Source organism: Rhodococcus sp. C-2 (assembly GCF_027854095.1).
Classification (GTDB): Bacteria; Actinomycetota; Actinomycetes; order Mycobacteriales; family Mycobacteriaceae; genus Rhodococcus_F; species Rhodococcus_F qingshengii.
Map to the genome: position 1 here is coordinate 109054 of NZ_JAQGFI010000001.1, position 23736 is coordinate 132789.

Genomic DNA, 23736 nt, shown 5'->3' on the forward strand with positions numbered 1-23736 from the left:
TGTACAAGACGGCAGGTCTGTTTTGCGGCGACGCGCCGGGCACGAAAGTGTCCGGCGCGCGTTCGGTTATCGGATAGCCACTAGGATTTCGGCGTGGCGACATCAAAAATCGAGCGGTTGATGAACCTGGTGATCGCATTGCTGTCCACCAGACAGTTCCTCACGGCGGAGAAAATCCGTGACAGTGTGGCCGGGTACAACGATTCCGCGAACTACGAAGCGTTCAGTCGCATGTTCGAGCGCGACAAGAACGAACTTCGTGACCTGGGTGTCCCGTTGGAAACCGGTCTGGCAGGACGGTTCTCGACCGTCGAGGGGTATCGGATCAATCGCAATGCCTACGAGCTTCCGGACGTGGACCTCACCAGCGAGGAATCTGCTGCTGTCGCCGTCGCAGTGCAGTTGTGGGAGTCGCCGGAACTGATTTCGGCAGCCCAGAGTGCACTACTCAAACTCCGAGCGGCCGGCGTCCAGGTCGACTCAGAAGTCAGTGCCGCCCCGGTCACCGCGATTCCGGCACGCACTCGCGGTTCGGAGCCCGCGCTCGGCAAGCTGCTTGCAGCGGTCGACGCCGGCCGAGCAGTTCATTTTCAGCACCGCGGCGCATTGAACGAACCGTTCACCGAGCGCACCGTCGAACCGTGGGGCGTCGTCACGCACAACGGCAAGTGGTACCTGGTCGGGCACGACGTCGACCGTGATGCGGTGAGGACCTTCCGGCTCTCACGGATCGGTGACGACGTCAGGGAGTTCGGCCCGGCCGGTTCGGTTCACAAACCTGAAGGTGTCGACCTTCGCGAGGTCGTCGATCGCGTGACCGGTTCGGGCGTCGTGACCGGGACGGCTACGGTGTGGGTCGCAGACGGCCGCGCCCATGAGCTTCGGCGGCTTGCGACGTCGTCGTCCGAACGGCGGTTGACCGATCGCGACGGCAGCGTGCTGGCCATCCCCGTCCGATCCTGGGAATGGACCGCTCGGTTGATCGCCGGTCACGGGTTGGACGCATTGGTACTGGACCCACCGGATTTGCGTGCTGAGGTCGTCGCGAAGCTGCGCGCCGCCGCGGCGAGCCCGATCACCGGCCATGGACAGGGGGAAAACAGATGAGCAATCGACTGTCGTCGCGGTTGGCACGGCTGCTCAACCTCGTGCCGTACTTCATCGCGAATCCTGGCATCAGTCCCGCCGAGGCCGCCGAGGAGCTCGGTGTCAGCACCACTCAACTGATGACCGACCTCAATCAACTGTGGGTGTGCGGACTGCCCGGTTACGGTCCCGGTGATCTCATCGACCTGTCCTTCTCCGAGGAAAGTATCGAGGTCACGTTCTCGGCCGGGATCGATCGCCCGTTGCGCCTCACCTCGACGGAGGCGACGGCGTTGCTGATCGCCCTGCGGTCCTTGGTGGAAATGCCGGGCATGGTCGATCCGTCCTCGGCGCAGCGTGCCATCGCGAAGATCGAGGACGCAGCAGGCTCGGCCGCGGCACGAGCCATCGGTCAGGACCGGGACACATCGCCTGCGCCGGATATCGCCGAAGACCCGATAGCCGCGACGGTCAGAGCCGCGCTCGCAGACAAGACCGCCCTGCGATTGACGTATTACTCGGCCTCGCGTGACGCGGTCTCCGAGCGCATCGTCGACCCCGTTCGTATCGTGTTGGTCGACAACTACAGCTACCTCCAGGCGTGGTGCCGTCAAGCCGAGGGCGTGCGGTTGTTCAGATTCGATCGGATCGACGCCGCCGTCCAACTCGACGAGCCCGCCGACCCGCCGCCGCAGGCCCTCGAGGAGGATTCGAATCTCGAATTGTTCAGCGGCGACGGTTCCCTTCCGGAAGCGCGGTTGTTCATCACCAAAGAGTGGGTGTGGATGCTCGACTACTACCCGTTGGACGTCGAGCACGTGAACGACGACGGGTCGGTCGAGGCGACGATGAGTTTCGGAACACTTGAATGGATGGCAAGGCTGGTGTTGGGATTCGGTGAGGGCGTTCGGGTCCTTCATCCGCCGGAACTGGTCTCCGAAGTCCATGATCGAGCCGTTGCGGCGCTCGACGCCTATGACGTAATCGGTTCGTAAAACTTCGGGAAACTTCACGTTCAGTGAGTTCGCAGGAAACAAACAGGTAAAAGGTAGCTGAAGTAAGTGCTTTGGCACCTCCGAGCGCCGGTTGTGTCCGGTAGCATCGAGGAATCTGATCATGGGAGGTCGTTATGGGTGCAATGCAGCCGATGCATTGGCTGATTGTCGCTGTTGTCGTCGTAATTCTGTTCGGGTCGAAGAAGCTTCCCGATGCAGCACGCGGTCTGGGTCGTTCCCTCCGCATCTTCAAGAGCGAAGTCAAGGAAATGCAGAACGACGATGCGGCGCCCGCAAGCGCGCCGGTCGCACAGCCTGCTCCGGCACAGTTGCCGACGGCCAACACCGCGGTGGTCGCAAACGGTGCAGCAGCACCTGTTGCGCAGCCGACCGAAGTCAAGCCGCTCTAGTACACACTGCGTTCTAGCCGGGGTGAAATATTCGTTCACCCCGGTTGTCTGCTGACCAAGACCAGGATGCACAGTGCGTATTCCGTTAGACCCGCGTAACCGCAAGCGGAAGGTCAACCCAGACGGCACCATGTCGTTGGTCGACCACCTGTACGAATTGCGGACTCGTTTGTTGTTCGCATTCCTCGGCGTGATCATCACCACGGCGTTCGGCTTCTTCTGGTATTCACACTCGATACTCGGTCTCGAAAGTCTGGGCGATCTGCTTCGCGGACCGTACTGCGAGCTTCCGTCCGAGAGTCGCGCCAACCTCAGCACCGACGACGCGTGCCGATTGCTGGCGACCGGGCCGTTCGAGCAGTTCATGCTGCGATTCAAAGTGGCGCTCACCGCCGGCATCGTTCTTGCCTGCCCGGTGTGGCTTTACCAATTGTGGGCATTCATCACCCCGGGCCTCTACGCCAAAGAGCGTCGCTACGCGGTCGGATTCGTCACCGCAGGTGCCGCTCTCTTCATTCTCGGCGCAATCCTGGCGTACCTCGTCGTGGCGAAGGCTTTGCACTTCCTCCTGACCATCGGTGACAACGTCCAGATCACCGCGCTCAGTGGTTCGGAGTACTTCGGCTTCATCATCAATCTGCTGCTCATCTTCGGCGTCAGCTTCGAAATCCCACTGCTCGTCGTCGTGTTGAACTTTGCCGGCATTCTGACGTACGAGCGTTTGAAGGCCTGGCGTCGAGGATTGATCTTCGGGCTCTTCGTATTCGCTGCAGTTGCCACGCCAGGGTCGGATCCGTTCTCGATGTTGGCGCTCGCGCTGGCTCTGACGCTTCTCTTCGAGGTCGCGGTCCAGATCGCTCGCCTCAACGACAAACGTAAGGCCAAGCGAGCCGGTGAAGACTGGGGCGCACTGTCCGACGAGGAAGCTTCCTCCATCTCGGCTCCGTCCGATCTGAACGAGGCTTTCGACAATCCGACCAAACCCAAGGCCGAATCGAGTGGATTGTTCGGACGTAAGTCCAAGTCCAAGGCTCCGGTCGCGGAGAAATCCGACACCGCCGGCGACAACGCGCCCGGCCAGGATTTCACTGACACTCTCTGAGCGCCGTGCCACCACGTCGGCGGCGTGTGAAACCCTGACGAGGTGGTTATGAACAAGAGTGAACTGAGCACGTTCGCGTCCAGCCTGAAGTTCGAACTCGATCCATTCCAGGTGAAAGCATGCGTTGCTCTCGAAGCGGGCCACGGCGTCCTTGTCTGCGCGCCGACCGGTGCAGGCAAGACCGTGGTCGGCGAGTTCGCTGTCCACCTGGCTCTCGCGGCGGGCCGCAAGTGTTTCTACACGACGCCGATCAAAGCGTTGAGCAATCAGAAGTACGCCGAACTCGTCGAGCGGTACGGCCCCGGCGAAGTCGGTCTGCTGACGGGTGATTCGAGTATCAACTCCGACGCACCGGTGGTCGTCATGACCACCGAAGTCCTGCGGAACATGCTCTACGCCAACTCCGAGGCACTGCGCGGGCTTTCGCACGTCGTCATGGACGAAGTGCATTACCTTGCCGACCGGTTCCGCGGGGCGGTGTGGGAGGAAGTGATCCTGCACCTGTCCGAGGACGTACGCCTGGTGAGTTTGTCGGCGACCGTGAGCAATGCCGAAGAATTCGGTGCCTGGATGGAAACCGTCCGCGGCGACACCACTGTGGTCGTGGACGAGACGCGGCCGATCCCGCTGTGGCAGCACATCATGGTCGGTAGGCGAATCTTCGATCTCTTCGACAGTCGTAGTCATCCTGCTGCCGGGCCGAAGACCGTGCTCGTCGACCAGGATCTGGTTCGCCACGTCAAGCAACGTCAGGCTCTCGAACGCGTCGAGAGCTGGCAGCCGCGTGGCCGCGGACGACGCGGCAGCTACCAGAGCTCCAACGATTTCCGGCCCTTGCCACGACCTGACGTCATCGCTCAGCTCGATCAGTCCGGACTGCTCCCGGCCATCACTTTCATCTTCAGCCGCGCCGGTTGTGATGCGGCTCTTGCACAGTGCCTGCGGTCCAGACTGGATCTCACGTCGCCGGAGCAGGTCCGCGAGATCGACACCATCATCGAGAAACACACCGGGGAACTACCCGAAGAGGATCTCGAAGTTCTCGGATATCGGGACTGGTGCAAGGCACTCCGACGCGGACTGGCATCTCACCATGCCGGCATGCTGCCGGCATTCCGCCAGACAGTCGAGGAACTGTTCGTCAAGGGTCTCGTGCGGGCGGTCTTCGCGACCGAGACGCTGGCCCTCGGCATCAACATGCCGGCACGCACGGTGGTGCTCGAACGTCTGGTCAAGTACAACGGTGAATCGCACGCCGAACTGACGCCGGGGGAGTACACGCAGCTGACGGGTCGGGCCGGCCGACGCGGCATCGACGTCGAAGGCCACGCTGTGGTCCTGTGGCAGCCCGGGGTCGAGCCGACGGATGTCGCCGGCTTGGCGTCGACACGGACGTTCCCGCTCCGCAGTTCGTTCCGCCCCTCGTACAACATGTCGATCAATCTCGTCGAACGCATGGGCGCGGCGGATTCACGGAAGCTGCTCGAACGTTCCTTCGCGCAGTTCCAAGCGGATCGCTCGGTGGTCGGCCTGGTGCGTGGCATCGAGCGGAACGAAGAAGCACTGAAGGGTTTGCAGGAGAAACTCGGCGGTGCGGACGGCGAATACTTCGAATACGCGTCGTTGCGTGAGCGGCTCAGTGCGCGCGAGCGCGCGCTCGAACGTAAGGGCCGCGAAGACCGACGCGGAGATGCGGTGGAGTCCCTCCGTGCACTCGCCCGCGGTGACGTGATCGCAATTCCCATCGGTCGTCATTCCGGGGTGGCAGTGGTCCTCGTCCCGGACAACGATCCGAAGGACCCGCGTCCGCTGGTTCTGACGGCCGACCAGTGGGCCGGCCGACTCTCCTCGAGTGATTTCCCGGAAGCAGCCGACGTTCTGGGAAAGATGCGACTGCCCAAGCATGTCGATCACCACACCGCCCGGATCCGGCGCGATCTGGCCTCGGCGTTGCGTAGTACCGGGATCAGTGCCCCCCGGCGAAAGAAGCGCCACAAGGCGGGCGCATCCGAAGATGCCGAGGTCGCTACTTTGCGACGTGCTATTCGCTCGCATCCGTGCCACAGCTGGCCCGATCGTGAACATCTGAGCCGGATCGGTGAGCGCTACAACCGGCTGGCCAGGGAAACGCAGTCGATGAGGGAAAAGGCTGCGGCCACCACCAACTCGTTGGCGCGGACGTTCGACCGCATCATTGCGCTACTCAAAGAGCGTGAGTACATGACTGCCGAAGCAGCGCCCGAAGTCACCGAATCCGGACGACGACTCAGCCGCATCTACTCGGAAAGCGACCTTCTGGTCGCCGAATGCCTGCGGACCGGGGCGTGGACAGGTCTCAGCCCGGCCGAGCTGGCGGCCGTCGTGTCCTCGGTGGTCTACGAATCACGTCGGGACGGGGACACCGTGGATCGAGTGCCGACAGCGGCGCTTCGTCACGCCCTCAACGACACTCAACGATTGTGGAGCGAACTGCGGTCGGACGAGATTCGCCACAAGCTGCCGCCGACGCGGGAACCGGATCTCGGATTCGTCACTGCCGTTTATCACTGGGCGAGCGAAAACTCGCTTGTCGACGCACTGATCGCGGCCGGAGTGCAGGGTCGTGCGCTGTCTGCGGGTGACTTTGTACGTTGGTGTCGTCAGGTGATCGATCTCCTCGATCAGGTCCGCCTGACTTCGACGGATGCCGACGTCGCGAAGACTGCGGCGCGGGCGGTAGCTGCAATTCGTCGCGGGGTAGTTGCTGTCGACGCAGCATGACCGCAACTATGTGGTTTGATTCGCAGACTGGTATTTCGAGTGGGAGGCGAACATGAGCGGGCCTTACGGACCGAACGATCCGAATCGGCAATGGGGTCCTGGTGATCAGCAGCAGCCGAACGAGCAGCAGTGGGGGCAGAATCCTCAGCAGCCGGGCGGACAACAGCAGCCTGGTCAGCAGCCCGGCCAGCAACAGCCGTGGGGTCAGCCTGGTCAAACACCGCAGCCCGGTCAGCAGCCCGGCCAGCAACAGCCGTGGGGACAACCTGCCTACGGCCAGCCGGGTGGTCAGCCTGCGTACGGTCAGCCGCAACAGCCTGGACAAGGACAACCCGGCCAGCAACAGCCGTGGGGACAACCCCAGCAACAACCTCCCGCACAGCCGTGGGGTCAGCCCGGGCAACAGCAGTCACCTGACGCAACCCAGGCGTGGGGTCAGCCTCCGGCTGCCGCACCGCAGCAGGCGTGGGGCGCCACGGCCCCCGGGCAGACTCCGGGACAGCAGAACCAGTGGAACCAGGCTCAGCCGTTCCCGAGTCCCGGTGCGCCCGGAAACCAGTCGGGTAAGTCGAAGAAGCCCCTGATCTTCGGTGCGATCGGCGTTCTCGTCGTTCTTGCCGCTGTCGTGGTGGCCCTGGTGTTCGGAGTCTTCGGCAAGAACACACTCGATCAGAGCGCGGCTCAGGCCGGCGTCGAGAAGATCGTCACCGAGTCCTACGGGGCGAAGAACGTGAGCAACGTTCAGTGCCCCGCGGACCAGGAAGTCAAGTCAGGCAACAAGTTCACCTGCACGCTTTCGATCGCGGGTGTGAAGTCGAACGTGACCGTGACGTTTGTCGACGACAACGGCACGTACGAGGTCAGCCGCCCGAGCTGACGCCCTATTGGTCGGAACGGCCTGCCGCCGCAGCCTCGAGCGCGGCGGCAAGCCGGCCGGCCGAGCGCTCGATGTTGAGCGAGGCCGCCACTTCCTCGAGGCGTGCGGGATCGACGGGGGTCGCCGGGAGTCGGTCGTCCTTCGAGAACTGAACGTCCGCGTCGCGAACCACTCGTACGACCGGCAACGCAGCATCAAGGTAAGCCATTGCCTCAGGTGAGGTCAGTTTTGCGCGAATCCCCTTGGCCATATCCGATTCAGGATCAGCAGCGGCCGCCCGAAGTCCGGCCAACGAGCCGTAACGGAGCATCAGTGTCGACGCAGTCTTCTCACCGACACCCTTGATGCCGGGTAGACCGTCGGAGGCGTCTCCGCGCAGTACCGCGAGTTCGGCGTAAGCCTCGCCCGCACGGTCACCGGGTACTCCGTACTTCTCCGCAACCTCGACCGGTCCGAAGAGTTCCGCCTTGGACAGGCCACGGCCCACGTACAGGACACGGACAGGTACGTACTCGTCGGTGACGACCTGCAGTAGGTCTCGGTCACCACTGACGACGACGGTGAGATCTTCGCGCTCGGTGGCGGCAAGCGTTCCCAGTACGTCGTCGGCTTCGAGTCCGACTGCACCCGCCGTCGCGATACCCGCTGCAGCGAGCACGTCCATGATCATGTCGACCTGAGGCGTCAACGTGTCCGGAACTTCTTCGGACGCACCGTCAGAGCCTTCCTCGACGCGATGCGCTTTGTACGTCGGGACTGCATCGACGCGGAACTGCGGTCGCCAGTCCAAGTCCAGGCACACGGCGAGACGACTCGGCTCGTGTTTGGTGATCAGGGAAGCAACCATGTCGGTGAAACCGCGCACCGCGTTGACAGGTCTTCCGTCGGGATCGACGAATGACTCGGGCAGCGCGTAGAACGCACGAAACCACAGGCTGGCACCGTCGAGGAGAAGCAATGGCCCACTCATGGTCACCATCCTGCCAGTCGGCACTAACCTGTAAGCCATGACGTCTCCAGCCGAACAGGATTCCCGATTCTCCAGCGCCGTGTACGGCGCACGTATCGCTCGCGCCGCGGAGTTGGCTCGATCAGCAGGACTCGACGGTCTGGTGGTGACTCCAGGTCCGGATCTGCGGTACCTGACGGGTTCTCGGGCTGACTCGTTCGAGCGCTTGACCGCGTTGGTCATCGCCGCGGACACGGCGAAGGCGTCCGTCGTACTTCCTCGGCTGGAGTTGGCGTCGCTGAAGGAATCGGCAGTGGGCGATCTCGGGTTGACCGTCCTCGACTGGGTCGACGGTGTCGACCCGTATGCGATTGTGGCGGCGCAACTCCCGACCGGCGCGAAGGTTGCGGTGACGGATGCGATGCCTGCGCTGCATCTGATCCCGCTCGCAGACACCTTGGGCGCGTTGCCGATTCTCGCCACCGGCGTCTTGCGCGAATTGCGGATGGTCAAGGACGGCGCCGAGATCGAGGCATTGCGGCGAGCCGGTGCGGCCATCGACCGTGTTCACGCCCGCATGGCCGAGTTCTTGGTCGTCGGACGTACGGAAGCTGAAGTAGGCGAAGCGATTTCGGCGGCGATTCTCGAAGAGGGGCACACTGAGGCGGCGTTCGTGATTGTCGGTTCGGGCCCGCACGGCGCCGATCCACATCACGAGGTTTCGGACCGGGTGATCGAGAGGGGCGATATCGTGGTCATCGATATCGGCGGACCGGTCGAGCCCGGATACAACTCGGACTCCACTCGCACGTACAGCATGGGGCAGCCGTCCGCGGAGGTTGCCGCACAGTTCGCGGTACTCGAGGCGGCGCAGCAGGCCGCCGTCGATTCGGTGCGGCCAGGAGTCTCCGCAGAATCCGTGGACGTTGCAGCCCGCGAAGTGCTTGCCGCACAAGGGCTTGCAGAGGTATTCGTTCACCGCACCGGTCACGGTATCGGGCTGTCCGTGCACGAGGAGCCGTACATCGTCGAGGGCAACACCATCGAACTCGTCGAAGGTATGGCCTTCAGCATCGAACCGGGAATCTACTTCCGCGGCAGTTGGGGTGCCCGTATCGAGGACATCGTCGTCGTGACCGCCGACGGTTGCGAGTCGTTCAACAACCGTCCGCACGGCCTGACTGTCCTCGCCTGATCAGCTTTTCTTGAACGCAGCGGACCCGAGTATGCGTGTGACGTCGATTTCGATGACCACGCGCGCGGGATTGACCCGTGGCTGGCGGTACCGCTCGGCATAGCGCCGAACGGCGTCGGCCACGGAGTCCGCGTCGGTGAGCACGCGTGCCGGCCCCTCGAGCGTGAGCCAGCGGCCACCGTCGACCGAACTGACGGCGGCGTATCCGCCACGCGCTGCGTTGATCGCCTTCTGTGAGCCACCGCTGGTGATCACGCGCGCTTTTCCGGCTTCCTGGTCCCAGGTGAACCCGACGGCAACGACGTGTGGGGTGCCGTTCGGACGCAACGTCGTGAGTGTCGCGAGGTGGTATTCACCGACGAACTTCAGCCCGTCTTCGGTGAGAGTCTGCTGTGACGATGGCGTGGTGGAGGGGGTGAGCGTCATGCCACGACGGTAATCCAGGACACTGGAGCGGTGACTGCGGGTGCGAACGTGAATGACATCGAGACGGTACTGCTCCTCGGCGGACGAAGTGAGATCGGCCTCGAGATCGGGGTCAGGCTCGCGCCGGGCCGCAACATCGTTCTGGCTGCCAGACGCAGCGGAGAGCTGTCGGAGCAGGAGCAGATGCTCAAAAACGCCGGCGCTGTCGACGTCTCCACCGTCGAGTTCGACGCCGACGCTGTCGACACGCACGGAGACCTCCTGGGCGCCGTAGTCGCCGAGCACGGTCGGATTTCGATTGCAGTGCTGGCCTTCGGGATTCTCGGCGATCAGGCGCGTGCCGAAACCGACGCGGCGCATGCGGTCGCGGTGGTGCACACCGACTACGTGGCTCAGGTCAGCATCCTCACGCACCTCGCGGAGATCATGCGCCGACAGGGAACCGGAAAGATCGTGGTGTTCTCGTCCGTCGCCGGCGTTCGGGTTCGCCGCGCCAACTACGTCTACGGGAGCGCAAAGGCCGGCTTGGAGGGTTTTGCCAGCGGTCTGGGCGACGCGCTGCACGGTTCGGGCGTGCAGTTGATGCTGGTACGGCCAGGGTTCGTCATCGGGAAGATGACCGAGGGAATGTCGCCTGCCCCGATGTCGAGCACTCCGTCGCAGGTCGCGGACGCCGTCGTGCGGGGACTGAACTCCGGGGCGACGCGTGTGTGGGTACCGCGAGTTCTGCAGCCGGTGTTCTTCGTCATGCGGCTTCTGCCTCAGACGATCTGGCGCCGGATGCCGCGATGACCACACACCCGGTGGTGATCGTCGGCATCGGCGCCGACGGCTGGGATGGGCTGTCCGAGAGCGCAAAGGGCGCAATCCTGGGCGCGGAGGTCCTGATGGGGTCGCCGCGCCAATTGGACTTGGTCCCGGCGACACATCTCGAGGCACGGCGTGCGCCCACCAGGCTGACCTGGCCGTCTCCGATGATTCCGGCGTTGCCGTCGATGTTCGCCGAGAACGCGGACCGCAGAGTATGCGTGCTCGCCAGCGGTGACCCGATGTTCCACGGTCTCGGTGTCACATTGGTCAGGCTGCTCGGCGCGGACAACGTGCGAGTGATCTCCCACCCGTCGTCGGTGGCGTTGGCGAGCGCGCGAATGGGATGGGCATCGGCCGAGATCGACGTCGTGAGCCTGGTCAACCGAGACTCGGCGACAGTATTGGCTTCCGTGACTTCTGGTGCGCGACTGCTGGTGTTGAGCAACGGGCGCTCGACACCGGGGGAGGTGGCACGTCTGTTGTCCGGCGCGGGCTTCGGTCGATCGATCGTGACCGTGCTGGCCCAGCTGGGCGGGGCCGGGGAATCGCGGACCGTCATGGTCGCAGACGAGTGGGATCACGCGGACGAGGACGTGGACGCGTTGAACGTTCTGGCCGTCGAGTGCATCGCGGCCGATCCTCTCTTGCGGCTGACTCGAATCCCGGGGCTACCGGATGCTGCTTTTGTCGGCGACGGTCAGATGACGAAGCAGGAGATCCGTGCGTTGACGTTGTGCGCGCTTGCCCCGGCGCCGGGAGAACACCTCTGGGACGTGGGCGGTGGGTCGGGAACCGTCGCCATCGAGTGGATGCGAACTCACCCACGTTGCACTGCAACAACATTCGAGAAGGTGGCGCGCCGCGTGTCGCAGATCGGTGCCAATGCACTCAATCTCGGCGTGCCCGCGTTGAACGTGAAAGGGGCCGCGCCGGAGGCGTTTGCGGACGAAACTCGACGTCCCGATGCGGTGTTCGTCGGCGGCGGCGTCACGCAACCGGGAATGCTCGAAGCGTGCTGGGAGCAGTTGAGCGTGGGTGGTCGTCTGGTCGCGAACGCCGTGACCGCCGAGTCCGAATCGTTGCTGCTCGGCTGGATGAGTCGCCATGGTGGGACGCTTCGACGCTTTCAGGTGCAGCGCGCCGAGCCGTTGGGAACGTTCAACGTTTGGCGACCGCAACTTCCGGTGGTCCAATGGTCCGTCACAAAACGTCAGCCGTCTGCAGGCGCAGACACAGATACGCCGGAGGAATCCACACAATGACCGTTCATTTCATCGGTGCGGGTCCCGGTGCGGCAGATCTGATCACTGTCCGCGCGCAACGGATCATCGCTGCGAGCCCTGTGTGCTTGTACGCAGGCAGCCTTGTTCCAGCGGAGTTGCTCGAGTGGTGCCCGGTCGGAGCTCAGGTCGTGGACACTGCTCGGCTGAGCCTGGACGAGATCACCGCGATTCTTGTCGAAGCGGATTCCGCTGGGCTGGACGTCGCGCGTTTGCATTCCGGTGATCCGTCGATCTTCAGTGCAGTGGCAGAGCAAGCTCGTCGCCTGGACGCCGCAGGAGTCGATTTCGACATGATTCCCGGTGTTCCTGCATTTACCGCGGCTGCAGCCGCGCTGGGGCGCGAGCTGACTGTCCCAGGCGTCTCGCAGACCATTGTTCTCACCCGAGTCTCCACCTTGTCGACGGCGATGCCGGAGGGCGAGGATCTGCGGTCCCTCGGCCGCAGCGGCGCGACGATGGTGATTCACCTCGGCGCTCATCGCATCGAACAGATCGCATCCGAGTTGGCCGACAATTACGGCGAGGACTGCCCGGTCGCGGTGGTCGCCTTCGCCTCACGGCCCGAGGAGATCGTTGTTCGAGGCACTTTGAAGACGATCGTCGAACTTGTTCATGCGGCCGGCATCACGAAGACGGCCGTCGTGATCGTCGGCCGAGTGTTGACTGCGGAGGGGTTTCCGGACAGCTACCTCTACTCGGCAGCGCGCGAGAGAAGCACACACTGACCTCGACAGGTACTCGTCGCCGCGTACTCCTGCTCGGCGGCACAGGCGAAGGTCGAGTGATCGCTTCTCGCTTGGCCGGTTCAGCCGACCTCGAGGTTGTCACATCGCTGGCCGGCCGGGTTCGTGATCCTCGATGGCCGGAAGGGGAAGTGCGTATCGGCGGGTTCGGGGGAGCCGAAGGGCTGTCGGAGTGGTTGTCGGCCAATGATATTCGTGCAGTGCTCGACGCCACGCATCCGTTTGCCGCTCGCATCACCCAGAATGCGTTCGAAGCGTGCCTTGCGAATTCCGTGCCGTACGCCATGTACCGACGCCCGCCCTGGCGCGAGCAACTCGGTGACACTTGGCTTCCGGCACACGATCTCGATCACGCCGCAGAGTTGGTGCCGACGGTCGGCTCACGCGCTTTTCTGACGATCGGGAGGCAAGGAGTTTCGGCGTTCGACCGCGTGAAGAGCGTCTCGTTTCTCGTGCGCTCGATCGATCCGCCTTCAGGGACATTGCCGCCTCACGCGCAATTGCTGCTCGCACGTGGTCCATTCGACATCGAAGCGGAAGTCGATCTGATGCGAACTCACAGCATCGACGTCGTGATCACCAAGAACAGTGGCGGCGAGCAGACGTACGCAAAGATCGCCGCAGCCAGGCAATTGTCGATCCCGGTGATCGTCGTCGAACGACCACCGATCCCGGCGACCGTCCCGGCATTCGATACCGAAGCCGAGGCGATGGACTGGCTCACGGCTTTCGGTCGTGGAACGGCGCTGTGAGGCCGACATCGCGTTCGCTTCAGGTTCGTCTAAGGTTCCGTGACCATACTGGAGGGATGTTGGGATTTTTCGACGCCGCACTGCGGGACCGCGCATGAGAGTGTCGGTTCCCGGAATGAGCCGTCGAAAACCATCGGGAATTCACGTGCGGACGCTCCATGCTCGCGTGAAATTGCTGACTGCAGGCCTGGTGGCGATCGCGGTGATCGTGTCGGCGTCGGCGGTGTACATAGTGTTCAACGCGTATTTGCAAGGCAACGTCGATCGACAACTCGAGCGCACGAGTGACGCGATCACCGACACCGTCAATTTCGGCGGTGTCACACCGGTTCTGGGATTGACGGCCGGCGCGGATACAGCGGTCATCCAGGCGGTGGGGCTTCTTACTGCCGACGGCGCCTTGGTGACGGCGACTCCCGGTCTGCCGCCGTTCAGCACGAGCGCAGACGCCATCAGGTCGATCGCAGACGGCAATTCGTCGCAGACAATCGCGACGGTTGATGCGTATCGAATTCTTGTCGAGCCCTCGGTTGCGGGCCAGACTTTGGTTGTCGCGCAATCCCTGGGGCCGACGCGTTCGGTACTCAAGCGACTGGCAGTGGTGTTGGCGGCACTCGGGGCGGCCGGAATCGCCCTAGCTTACGCGGCCGGAGATGCTGTGGCACGCACAGGATTACGGCCGATTGCGCGACTTACTGCGGCGACGCGGCGGGTCGCCGAAACGGATGATCTTGCGCCGATCCCGGTGACCGGTGACGACGAGTTGGCGTCGTTGACAGTCAGTTTCAATCGGATGCTCGGGACGTTGTCGGAATCGCGGGCACGCCAGAGAAGTCTGATCACCGAAGCGGGCCAGGACCTTCTGGCTCCTTTGACTGCACTTCGCACCAATATCGAGTTGTTGATGTCTTTCGATACCAAGTCCGGCGCGATTTCCGAGGCGGATGCAACGCAGCTGCGTGAGGAAATCACCGACCAGATGATGGAGTTGACGCTCCTCGTCGGAGAGTTGGTGGACCGTGCGCGGGTTGACGAAAGCACGTTGGGGAGAGGAGATTCCCTCTAAATCGGACGTCTGACCAGCGACTTTGTTGCATTCGTAATTGAAGCAATGGAAGGAGCGCTGGTAATGTGGGGCAATTGTGAAGTTTTTGGGTATAGCTGGAATGTGGCGCGAACCGTGGGGTTTGCTGGGCGGGGGCCTTTGGAGGACGAGAGGGATTCAGTGGTCAAGCAAGCACGCGCCGAGCTGACTCGGCAGCAAATCGTTGCCGGCGCGGCCGCGCAGTTCGAGAAGACTGGTTACGGCAGCACCAGCATGGCCGACATAGTCTCGGGGGCCGGTACTACCAAGGGCGCGTTGTATTTCCATTTCGCGTCGAAGGACGAGCTCGCGCAATTCATCATTGCCGAACAGCATCGGCTCTCGATCGAGTCGGTGCAGGCGATTTCCGCGACGGGCAAGGACCCGTTGGAACAGATGATCATGCTCACGCACGAAATGGCACGCCAGATTGTCGACGAGCCGATCGTTCGCGCGGGCATTCGCCTCACGCTGGAACTGAGCACGTACGAGGGGCCGGTGGAACCGTACGCCGAATGGATCTCGGCAATCACCGATCTCACCGCCAGAGCTCAGGCGGAAGGTGAAATCCGAAAATCGGTCAGCGCAGAATCGTTCGGCAGGTTCATGCCCTCGGCATTCACGGGGGTACAGCTGGTTTCGAACGTCCTCACCCGACGCTCGGATCTTCCGGATCGTGTCGACGAGATGTGGCAGATCCTGCTTCCGGGAATCGTCAGCGACGAACTTTCCGGTGACATCGAGCGCCTCGTCAAGTCGCGGTGGACTCCGGCGGCGGCGTAGCCTGCGGGACATGGCCGTCACGCGGATAGTTTCGGATCTGTCGAGTAGCTCGCTCGAGGCCGCGCAGCGCTTCTACACCGAAGTGCTGGGCCTCGAAGTTGTCATGGATCACGGGTGGATCGTGACGTTGGCTTCGCCGACGGATCCGTCATTGCAGATCAGCGTCATGACGCACGACGCTCATGCGCCCGTAGTACCGGACGTCTCCGTCGAGGTGGATGATCTCGACGCGGCGTACGAGGCCGCGGTGCAGCGCGGCGACACCATCGTCTATCCCGTCACCGAGGAGCCGTGGGGTGTCCGCAGGTTCTTCGCTGCCGACCCCGACGGCCACGTGATCAACATCCTCAGCCACCGACGCGAGCAATGATGGCGTCCCGCCCGGGCGGGCTGACGTACCTCGAGGTGGGCGCAACGTCAGGCGTTCTCCCCGCCGGCTATCACCACGTTCACGAGAGCGCGACGGTCGGATCCGGACGGGAGGATTTCGAGGTTGCCGCTCGAACCGTCGCGAATTGGGGAATGCACCGTGGAGCCGGACTGGCCGTACGGACGGCAGCCCTGACCGCCGTGGCGGGTCAGGATGCGACTTTCGGACTTGGTCCGGTGACTATCCCCGTTCGGATCGTCTATGTCGTAGACGAACCCAATCGCAAGGGCTTCGCGTACGGAACCCGCGCGGGCCACCCCGAATGCGGGGAGGAATTGTTTGTCGTCCAGTTCGACGAGGCCAGCCAAGCGGTTCGTATCGAGATCGTTGCGTTCTCCAAGCCCGGAACGTGGTGGGTGCGTCTCGGCGCTCCGATCGGACGTCGAGTACAGGCGTTTGTCACGCGCCGTTACATCCGTGCCGTCCGCCAGAGCGTCGCCCGATCGCGGGTCTGACCCGTTGTAGGCGTCAATTCAATCCAGCGTACGAATGCAATCCCGACACGACGTAGTTGATCGCAAACATGTTGAAAAGCATGGTGGCGAGCGCAGCAACATTGATCCATGCCGCACGCATGTTCTTCAACCCGGCGGTAGCGCGCGCATGGAGGTACGCGGCATAGAGAACCCAGGAGATGAACGAGACCGTCTCCTTGGGGTCCCAGCCCCAGAAACGTCCCCACGCGGCCTCCGCCCAGATCGCCCCGCAGATCACCCCGATGCTGAACAACGGGAACCCGACGACCGTTGTTCGGTAGGCCACGCGGTCAAGCAATTCGGATGACGGCAGTCGTGCCGCAATCCAACGCAACGCGCGTTTCTTCGACTGCGGGCCCACCTCGGCAATCATGAAAAGTGCGCTGACCGAACTTGCGAACGTAAGGATGCCGGAGGCGGCGACGATGATCGTGACGTGCACGCCGATCCAGTACGAACGAAGAGCGGGTACGACCGGCGCTGCCTCGGCATACATGCTTGCGGCGGCGACGAACAGAAGCACCACGGTGGGTGACAGAACGAAGATGGTCAACGATCGAATCGGGTACCGCCGCAGAATGACCAGCCAGCATGCCACCAATGCCGCGCTGAGGAAAAGCGCGTACTCGTAGAGGTTTCCGAGAGGCCATCGGTGCGTCGAGATGCCGCGAAGTGCAAGCGCGGTGACGTTGAGGACCAGGGCGACGACGATGAGAGACATGGCAGCGCGACCCGCACGATGAGCGCGGGTTCGATTCGGCAGCAATGCGATCCGGCCGGGCAATGCAGGATTCGATGCACTTCCGGCATGTGCGAGTGCCGGTCGCACCGTGGCAGAGAGGGGTGTGCTGGAGAAGTCGACGACGGAAAGAACCAGGGCGAGAACGTAAATCGCGAAAGACGACGCGAAGGCGTAGTCGCTGTACTGCGCGAGAACTGGATCGACCGACATCAGACTCCTCATAACGACCGGTTGGTTGTCATTTGGAATCTACTACACACGATCGTAGAACTGGCAGGGCCGTCTGTCGGATCAGTGGCCCGGAAAATGATTGGACGAGCTTCGGTTGGGGTTGATAGCTTGTGCGAGACCGTGACAACACGCCAGGAGGTGAGACCCATGAACGCTGTAACCATGTGGGTGCTCCCACTCGTGTTCACGGATCGGCGATTGACGTAGGTGTCGCCGGGAGCGCCTCGAGTAGGCAATCCCGAAAGGTAACACCATGCAATCCAATTCTCAGACCATCGAATTCACTTCCGAGACAACGTCGAACGGAGTCGTCGAACGCCATTTCATTCTGGACGACATCACCGGTGTGCTCTGGTCACCCGCGTCCGGATCTGTCGAATCACCCCTTCTGCTGTCCGGGCACTCCGGCGGCATGCACAAGAAGGCACCAGGACTGGTTGCCAGCGCACTCCACAGTGCGAGCTCCCACGGGTTCACAGTCGCCGCGATCGACGCGCCCGGACACGGCGACCGCCCGCGGAACACACAGGACGAACAGTGGGTCGAGGCGATCCACCAGGCTAGGGCGGCCCACGAGCCGATCGCCCCGATCGTCGTCGAGTACAACCGATCGCTGGCGGAGCGTGCAGTGCCGGAATGGCAGGCGACCATCGACGCTCTGCAAACGCTGCCCGACGTCGACGCCGACGCTCCGATCGGCTTTGGCGGCGTGTCGCTAGGGGTCGTGACCGGGCTGATGTTGGCCCCGGTCGAATCCAGGATCGCTGCCGTGAGCTTCGGGGGAGTTTTTGTGGACGACTCCCTCATCGAAGCGGCACGAAAGCTCACGGCCCCAGTCGAGTACCGGATCCCTTGGGACGACAAGGATTACGACCGCACTTCAGGGGTCGCGTTGTTCGATGCCTTCGGATCGACGGAGAAGACGCTGCACGCCTACTCGGGCAGGCACTATCCGGTGCCCGACTACGAGCGCGACAGTTCGGCTCGGTTCTTCGCCCGCCACCTCGGCGGGAGCGCCGGCGCTCCCATGAGCTGACGTGAAACACGTATCGGCGTCCGGCCTGTGTCGGACGCCGATACGATCTCGATCCTTCGCTCGCTAGTAGCCGTCCAGCTTGGCCATTTTTGCTGAGGCGCGCGGGGGTGCGCGCAAGCATGGCCCTCGACCGGGGGTGCTTACAGCTCGAGGTGCAGTGCCCGTGGAATAAGGGGCCAGAGTGTTCGATAGCGACAAGTGGTCCTTACGGTCCGCCGGGCGGAACGAACTTGTTCGTGATCCAGTTCGATGCTTCGATCTCGTCGAGGGTTGTCCGGAGACTTCGGTGGCTAATGCTCGTGCTGTGCCGAGTGTCCGGTCAATACCGAACATCGAACAAGACTGGAAACTTTCTCGTGTCCGACCTGAGGCGACGACATGTCTTTCAACCGCGCATTTCCAGCCATGCGTCGACTAACCGTCCGATACCTGACCCGGGGGCGGTACTTGAGTGGGCCGATATCGCACGGCGACTGCACCCGACTGGAACTCGTGGCGATCGACGAGTTCGAGTTGGATGCGCTCACGCAGACCGGCGAGCAACGTCGGTCCGTGTCCGGCAAGGACCGGTTGCACAACGAACTCGTACTCGTCGATCAGTCCCAGGTCTGCCAATGCCAGGGGGAGTGTCACGCCGCCAACCCACAGACCTTCGCCGGGCTGCTCCTTGAGCCGTTGAATCACTGGCCCCAAGTCGCCTTGCACGAGTTCGGCATTCCAATCGACCCCGCTCAGCGTGTTCGACACGACGTACTTCTTCGCCCGGTCCATGGCCTGGGCGAACGGGATCTCCCACTCGTCCATCCAGTCAGGCCATGTGCCCGTTGCGGGCCGCCGCCACGCCGACTCCATCATCTCGTAGGTCACCCGGCCGAACAGCAAGGCATCGGCTCGTTCCATCTGAGCGGTCCAGTAGCGCATCGACTCCTCGTCGGGTGGAAGCCCCGCCTCGTGATGGCAGCAGCCGTCGAGGGTGACGTTGATCGAGTATCGAAGTGGTCTCATCTCGTTGTTCTCCCTGATAGGCGCAGAGTGACAGCACCGGACCGTACTCGGACTACTGCCGGGCCGTCGGTGTAGATCAGGTTCGGGACCTGGAGTCACGCGGGGGTCGACCGAACAGTAACCAGACGAGCGCACCGAGTACAGGCACCGCGATCACCAGTGCCGACCACCAGAATCTGCCGCCCGAGCGTTCGAAGTCAGTGCGCACGATCGCCACGAGCGCGCTAATCGTGATGAAGATCCAGGCAAGAACGAAGACGGTGAAGGTGACGTCCATCCAAAGCGGAATGGTGGGGTTGTGGATCGATTCGTTCACGCTTCCAGACCACTTTCGACGACTGTGCCTTGATGAAACAACACGCTCCATCCATTCTCGGCGAACCGCCAGATGGATGATCGCTCGGTGACACGATGCGCCTGCGCCAGCCGGTACGTCACCAGATACGTGTCAGGCGCGATCCTGCTCAGCGCCGGCCGGTCAACCCTCCACCCGAGTTCGGCGGCGTCGTTCACCTCGCCGCGGAGTCGCCGGCTCGCGACTGCCGACTGCACGTAGTCGCGGGTGTATCGAGCGCCGGAGGCTCCGATCTCCCGGAACTCCGGGTCGACGACCGCATCGAACTCGGCGCTTGACATCGCTACTCGAGTTCGGTGAAACAGAGGTTCGAACTCCATGAGCTCGTCGAGAATCAGGCGCAACTCGTCCGGGGCCGTCACGACTGCTCCGAGAACTGCGCCCTCATCTCGATCCCTATCTCCGCGTGGCGCAGGAGGAAGGCCTTCTCGTCATAACCCTTGCGCCGCAACCAGAGAGTGACCTCGCTGTTGCATTTGCTCGCATTGCACGAGCGGCAAGCCGGTGCGATATTGTCGAGTGTGTAGCGCCCACCGCGGGAGATCGCCAGCACACAGTCACGCTGCGGCGACTCGTCCGGCTCGCCGCAGTACGCGCAGCCACCCCAGGCCGCTTTGAGCGCGGACCACTGCTCGACGGACAGGTCGTGCTCCACCAGATCCATTCGGCGTTTGCGCCTACGCGCGTATCTGGCTTTCCGGGTCCGGTTGACGGGCATGAGGCCATGCTATCGCTGTGCGATGTTCACTCCGGGTAGCGCCGCGGGGTGAACACCTGACGGCCCGAACCGGTTTCGACGACCGTCGTCATCGACGATCCGACGATGAGCAGCGTCCGCATGTCGATCTCGGAAGGCTCGAGCTCGCCGAGGGTCACGACGCGAACTGATTCCTCGGCACCGGCAACATCGCGCCCGATGACAACAGGAGTCTCGGGGGAGCGGTGCTCGAGCACGAGGTCCTTCATGGCTTGGACCTGCCACGTCCGGGACTTCGACGCCGGGTTGTAGACCGCAAATGCCATGTCTGCGGCTGCAACTGCCGAAATACGGCGCGCGACGACATCCCACGGCTTGAGGCGATCAGACAACGAGAGCACCGCGTAGTCGTGCCCGAGGGGAGCACCGACGCGACTGGCGACAGCGTTTGCCGCCGTCATGCCGGGAAGGATGCGGACCGGGACCCCGCGCCACTGGTCTTCGGCGGCAACTTCGAGAACTGCTGCAGCCATGGCGAATACGCCGGGATCTCCCGACGAGACGACAGCTACACGGGCGCCGTTCTTCGCCAGGTCCAACGCCATCGCGGCGCGTTCCGCTTCGACGCGGTTGTCGCTGGAATGGCGACGCTGGCCCGGACGCGTCGGCACGCGATCGACGTACGGGCCGTAGCCGACGAGGTCGGTTGCCAACGAAAGCTCATGCGCCACTTCGGGTGTGGTCCAGGCGGTATCGCCCGGCCCGAGTCCGACCACGACCACCTCGCCGCGAGACTCGGTCGCAGGTCGAGGGTTGTTCGACGGGCTCGGAACGATGGCGATCGAAAAGTACGGAACTCCGTCCGGGTCGACCTCGGCAGCGGATTCGACGCGTTGACGTGTGGTGCTCGCGCGCTCGACGTAGTGAGCTTCATCCAAGCGGCCGGAATCCTCGAGCGATTGGAGGACCGGTGGGAAGGTACGTCCGAGCTTGAGGATGGCCGCGGCGTCGGTTTCCTTGAGCCGCCTGGTCAGCTCGGCCTGCGGCAACGTTCCGGGCAGGATCGTGAGGATCTCTTCACCCTCGACCAGCGGCTTTCCGAGTGCAGCAGATGCCGCGCTGACGGAGGTGACGCCGGGAATCACTTCGGCGTCGAAGCGATCGGCCAGTCTCTTGTGCATGTGCATGTAGGAGCTGTAGAAGAGCGGATCGCCGGCGGCGAGCAACGCGACGGTTCGACCGGCCGCGAGGTGAACTGCCAGCCGTTCGGCAGCTGCTTCGTAGAACTCGTCCATCGCGCCCTGGTATCCGCCGGGATGATCAACGGTCTCGGTGGTCACGGGGTAGACGAGGTGTTCTTCGATCTGTCCTTCGCGCATGTACGGCGCTGCAACTCCGCGGGAGATGCTCTTGCCGTGCCGCGCGGAGTGGAACGCAACCACATCGGCCTCGCCGATGACGCGGGCGGCCTTGACGGTCACCAATTCGGGATCGCCGGGGCCGATACCGACACCCCAGAGCTTGCCTGCACTCATTCGACTTCGCTCGCAATCGCATTGACGACGGCGGCGGTGATCGCGCTGCCGCCGCGTCGGCCGCGGAGAACGAGATGATCGATCCCGCTGGCGTGTTCGATGAGGGCTTCCTTCGACTCGGCAGCGCCGATGAAGCCGACCGGACCTCCGACGATGGCGGCCGGACGGGGCGCTCCGGCTTCGATGAGGTTCAGGAGATGGAACAGTGCGGTGGGTGCGTTTCCGATCGCGACAACAGCGCCCTCGAGCTTGGCTCCCCATAGTTCGAGAGCAGCCGCCGAGCGAGTGTTGTCGATGGTCGACGCCAGCACGGGAACCCGCGGATCGCCGAGGGTGCAGATGACGTCGTTGCCGGCGGGCAGACGCTTGCGCGTGATGCCGGCAGCCACCATCTGGGCGTCGCAGAAAATCGGCGCGCCGTCGCGCAGAGCTGCGCGCGCAGCCGAGACGACACCGGGTGTGAAGGCGACGTCGTCGACGAGATCGACCTGGCCACTTGCATGAATCATGCGCACTACAGCTTGCGAGACATCCGCCGGGAAACGGCTCAGGTCGGCTTCGGCCCGAATGGTGGCAAAGGACTGGCGATAGATTTCCGCGCCGTCACGGATGTACTCGATCATGTGCCACACGATAGAGGCATCACCGATCGGGCGGATTCACCCGGTAACCGTCACCCGTCGCGATCACATCCGCTACGTCCCCGCGGGGACGTCCGCAGCTGCGGTCGCACCCGGCCCAGTGCTGGCGCCCGACAACCGGAAGTTCTGCCTGCTCGACGGCGGTGATCGCGTCGGCGCGCACGTCGGCGAGCGACTTCTCGCATCCCGGACTTCCGGTGCAGGCGGTGACCTCGAGCCACGGTGAGTTCTCGTCGAAGATCAACCCCATGGGTGCCAGCACCCGGACTACCTGCTCGGCTGCCCATTCGTCGAGGTCGAAGATATGCACCGATCGCCACGGTGTCACGACGACGGGCTTGTCGACGGCTGCGAGGAACTCGGCCAGCCGAGCGTCGAGCAGCCCGAATCGCAGGCCGCCGCCCAGAGCTACGGTCCCGTCGCGCTGCTCGAGCCAGCCGATAGTAGGCCGTGCATCCGGCGTGAGGTCCGCAGCACCGGTGGACTCGGCGCTCAGACCCAGCTGCTCGAGGGTGCGTTCGATTCCGTCCGGAACCTCGGCCAGGCGCCAGTGCTTGTCGCGAACGTCGAGGAATGATCGAGCCGCCTCGAGGAGCAATTCGACGGCGTCGTCCGCCTGGACGAGATGAGTGGTGTGGTGACCGGCGAGCACCAGTGAATGCTCGGTGGCGCTGCGCGCATGGAGTCCGAAATCGCCCCGTAGCCCGGTGATGTCTCCGCGCCCGTCGTCGAGGGTGAACAGGGTTCGCCCTGGCAGATCTGCCAATGCTTGATCCGCTTGGATCGCCGAATCGAGACGGTGGACCAGTTCACGAATGTCGGCGACGCCCCCGATACGGCCGGACAGTGGGGACGCGAGGATGTTGCGCACTCGCTCGTGCGTCGCGGACGGCAGCAGACCGGCCGAAGCGATACGCGCCGCGAAGGCTTCGGGGTCCGAGACCGAGCGCAGTTGTACGTTGCCCCTCGAGGTGAGTTCCATCTGCCCGTTGCCCAGATCGCGCGCCGCGTCGGCGAGCGTCTGCAACTGGGTGGGGGTGAGGAGTCCGCCGGGTAGGCGCACGCGTGCCAGTGCGCCGTCGGCGGCGTGGTGAACTTGCAGTGCACCCGGGCACGCGTCTGGCTGTGAACGGTCCGTGGGCATGGCTCCAGGGTACGACCTGTCATGAGTGCCTTCTGCGGACCGGTAGCATCACCACCACCAGTGACGGCAGTTGAGGAAACCGGTGAAAGTCCGGTGCGGTCGCGCCACTGTGAGTGTTGCTCGAGCGGGACGTGTTTCCGCTCGGAAACACGAGTCAGACCCTCAACCGCCGTCGATGACAGATCTGTG

At 63.5% G+C, this 23736-nt stretch carries 26 protein-coding genes and 1 riboswitch; of the genes, 16 read left to right on the forward strand and 10 right to left on the reverse strand.

The annotated features are described in order from the left end of the window. Positions 1–93 precede the first annotated feature (93 nt). From PCS43_RS00505 to PCS43_RS00530, 6 genes are all read left to right on the forward strand, one after another. Complete coding sequence (locus PCS43_RS00505) at positions 94–1107, forward strand: helix-turn-helix transcriptional regulator (protein ID WP_063316384.1); 1014 nt, start codon at positions 94–96, stop codon at positions 1105–1107. Next, positions 1104–2081, forward strand: a complete 978-nt coding sequence (locus tag PCS43_RS00510) for a helix-turn-helix transcriptional regulator (protein WP_030536343.1) — start codon at positions 1104–1106, stop codon at positions 2079–2081. The genes PCS43_RS00505 and PCS43_RS00510 overlap by 4 nt, the downstream gene beginning before the upstream one ends. A 134-nt stretch (positions 2082–2215) precedes the next feature. Beyond that, entirely contained in the window at positions 2216–2491 is a 276-nt protein-coding gene (gene tatA, locus PCS43_RS00515; protein ID WP_003944836.1) for a Sec-independent protein translocase subunit TatA, read from the forward strand. Positions 2492–2564: 73 nt separating this feature from the next. After that, a complete protein-coding gene (gene tatC, locus PCS43_RS00520) occupies positions 2565–3593 on the forward strand; it encodes a twin-arginine translocase subunit TatC (protein ID WP_003945030.1) in 1029 nt (342 codons plus the stop codon). Between the two features lie 48 nt (positions 3594–3641). Further along, on the forward strand, positions 3642–6353 hold the full coding sequence (locus PCS43_RS00525) for a DEAD/DEAH box helicase (RefSeq protein ID WP_065455760.1): 2712 nt from the start codon (positions 3642–3644) through the stop codon (positions 6351–6353). Positions 6354–6405: 52 nt separating this feature from the next. Continuing rightward, on the forward strand, positions 6406–7230 hold the full coding sequence (locus tag PCS43_RS00530) for a DUF4333 domain-containing protein (RefSeq protein ID WP_003944884.1): 825 nt from the start codon (positions 6406–6408) through the stop codon (positions 7228–7230). Between the two features lie 4 nt (positions 7231–7234). Here the strand turns inward: PCS43_RS00530 and PCS43_RS00535 are convergent, their stop codons facing one another. Continuing rightward, a complete protein-coding gene (locus PCS43_RS00535; protein WP_007729862.1) occupies positions 7235–8200 on the reverse strand; it encodes a 5'-3' exonuclease in 966 nt (321 codons plus the stop codon). Positions 8201–8237: 37 nt separating this feature from the next. Between PCS43_RS00535 and PCS43_RS00540 the strand changes: the two genes are divergently transcribed. Then, entirely contained in the window at positions 8238–9374 is a 1137-nt protein-coding gene (locus PCS43_RS00540; protein WP_003944794.1) for a M24 family metallopeptidase, read from the forward strand. Here the strand turns inward: PCS43_RS00540 and PCS43_RS00545 are convergent, their stop codons facing one another. Beyond that, positions 9375–9800 (reverse strand): PPOX class F420-dependent oxidoreductase, encoded by a 426-nt coding sequence (locus PCS43_RS00545; protein WP_007729859.1) that lies wholly within the window; start codon positions 9798–9800, stop codon positions 9375–9377. 30 nt (positions 9801–9830) lie between these two features. Here PCS43_RS00545 and PCS43_RS00550 point away from each other — a divergent pair, with 30 nt between their 5' ends. The 8 genes from PCS43_RS00550 (at position 9831) to PCS43_RS00585 (ending at position 16140) form a co-directional block, all read left to right on the forward strand. Then, complete coding sequence (locus PCS43_RS00550; RefSeq protein WP_058226715.1) at positions 9831–10592, forward strand: SDR family NAD(P)-dependent oxidoreductase; 762 nt, start codon at positions 9831–9833, stop codon at positions 10590–10592. Further along, the gene (gene cbiE / locus PCS43_RS00555) at positions 10589–11872 is read left to right on the forward strand and encodes a precorrin-6y C5,15-methyltransferase (decarboxylating) subunit CbiE (protein ID WP_209908697.1); all 1284 of its coding nucleotides are present in this window, start codon (positions 10589–10591) and stop codon (positions 11870–11872) included. The genes PCS43_RS00550 and cbiE overlap by 4 nt, the downstream gene beginning before the upstream one ends. Beyond that, on the forward strand, positions 11869–12618 hold the full coding sequence (cobM, locus tag PCS43_RS00560) for a precorrin-4 C(11)-methyltransferase (protein ID WP_003944967.1): 750 nt from the start codon (positions 11869–11871) through the stop codon (positions 12616–12618). Before cbiE ends, cobM begins: the two co-directional genes overlap by 4 nt. Then, positions 12615–13388, forward strand: a complete 774-nt coding sequence (locus PCS43_RS00565; RefSeq protein WP_050655277.1) for a cobalt-precorrin-6A reductase — start codon at positions 12615–12617, stop codon at positions 13386–13388. Before cobM ends, PCS43_RS00565 begins: the two co-directional genes overlap by 4 nt. Before the next feature lie 145 nt (positions 13389–13533). Then, a complete protein-coding gene (locus tag PCS43_RS00570) occupies positions 13534–14454 on the forward strand; it encodes a HAMP domain-containing protein (protein WP_007729850.1) in 921 nt (306 codons plus the stop codon). Between the two features lie 159 nt (positions 14455–14613). Continuing rightward, complete coding sequence (locus tag PCS43_RS00575) at positions 14614–15255, forward strand: ScbR family autoregulator-binding transcription factor (protein ID WP_019748499.1); 642 nt, start codon at positions 14614–14616, stop codon at positions 15253–15255. Between the two features lie 10 nt (positions 15256–15265). Beyond that, positions 15266–15625 carry a VOC family protein gene (locus PCS43_RS00580; RefSeq protein WP_019748498.1) on the forward strand — a complete coding sequence of 120 codons (360 nt, stop codon included), beginning with the start codon at positions 15266–15268 and terminating at the stop codon, positions 15623–15625. Further along, positions 15625–16140, forward strand: coding sequence for a DUF1990 family protein (locus tag PCS43_RS00585; protein ID WP_116056725.1), 516 nt, complete (start codon positions 15625–15627; stop codon positions 16138–16140). Before PCS43_RS00580 ends, PCS43_RS00585 begins: the two co-directional genes overlap by 1 nt. 13 nt (positions 16141–16153) lie before the next feature. Here PCS43_RS00585 and ccsB read toward each other — a convergent pair whose 3' ends face one another. Then, on the reverse strand, positions 16154–17113 hold the full coding sequence (ccsB, locus tag PCS43_RS00590) for a c-type cytochrome biogenesis protein CcsB (protein WP_007729846.1): 960 nt from the start codon (positions 17111–17113) through the stop codon (positions 16154–16156). 274 nt (positions 17114–17387) lie between these two features. Between ccsB and PCS43_RS00595 the strand changes: the two genes are divergently transcribed. Next, a complete protein-coding gene (locus tag PCS43_RS00595) occupies positions 17388–18170 on the forward strand; it encodes an alpha/beta hydrolase (protein ID WP_209908694.1) in 783 nt (260 codons plus the stop codon). Between the two features lie 414 nt (positions 18171–18584). On the opposite strand, the gene PCS43_RS00600 is transcribed toward PCS43_RS00595, so the two are convergent. The 7 genes from PCS43_RS00600 to cobG all read right to left on the reverse strand — a co-directional run bounded on the left by PCS43_RS00600 (position 18585) and on the right by cobG (position 23547). After that, positions 18585–19175 (reverse strand): dihydrofolate reductase family protein, encoded by a 591-nt coding sequence (locus tag PCS43_RS00600; protein ID WP_116056728.1) that lies wholly within the window; start codon positions 19173–19175, stop codon positions 18585–18587. Positions 19176–19251: 76 nt separating this feature from the next. Beyond that, positions 19252–19491: a PLDc N-terminal domain-containing protein gene (locus PCS43_RS00605; RefSeq protein ID WP_209908691.1), complete on the reverse strand. Its 240-nt coding sequence runs from the start codon at positions 19489–19491 to the stop codon at positions 19252–19254. Continuing rightward, on the reverse strand, positions 19488–19892 hold the full coding sequence (locus PCS43_RS00610; protein ID WP_116056730.1) for a nuclear transport factor 2 family protein: 405 nt from the start codon (positions 19890–19892) through the stop codon (positions 19488–19490). Before PCS43_RS00610 ends, PCS43_RS00605 begins: the two co-directional genes overlap by 4 nt. Beyond that, entirely contained in the window at positions 19889–20248 is a 360-nt protein-coding gene (locus tag PCS43_RS00615) for an HNH endonuclease (protein WP_116056731.1), read from the reverse strand. The genes PCS43_RS00610 and PCS43_RS00615 overlap by 4 nt, the downstream gene beginning before the upstream one ends. A 26-nt stretch (positions 20249–20274) precedes the next feature. Beyond that, positions 20275–21762 carry a precorrin-3B C(17)-methyltransferase gene (cobJ, locus tag PCS43_RS00620; RefSeq protein ID WP_029255380.1) on the reverse strand — a complete coding sequence of 496 codons (1488 nt, stop codon included), beginning with the start codon at positions 21760–21762 and terminating at the stop codon, positions 20275–20277. Continuing rightward, positions 21759–22385 carry a precorrin-8X methylmutase gene (locus PCS43_RS00625; RefSeq protein WP_007729839.1) on the reverse strand — a complete coding sequence of 209 codons (627 nt, stop codon included), beginning with the start codon at positions 22383–22385 and terminating at the stop codon, positions 21759–21761. The genes cobJ and PCS43_RS00625 overlap by 4 nt, the downstream gene beginning before the upstream one ends. Before the next feature lie 19 nt (positions 22386–22404). Next, entirely contained in the window at positions 22405–23547 is a 1143-nt protein-coding gene (gene cobG / locus PCS43_RS00630; protein ID WP_042450957.1) for a precorrin-3B synthase, read from the reverse strand. A gap of 51 nt (positions 23548–23598) precedes the next feature. Further along, positions 23599–23731: riboswitch (cobalamin riboswitch) on the forward strand. The last annotated feature ends 5 nt before the right edge of the window (positions 23732–23736 follow it).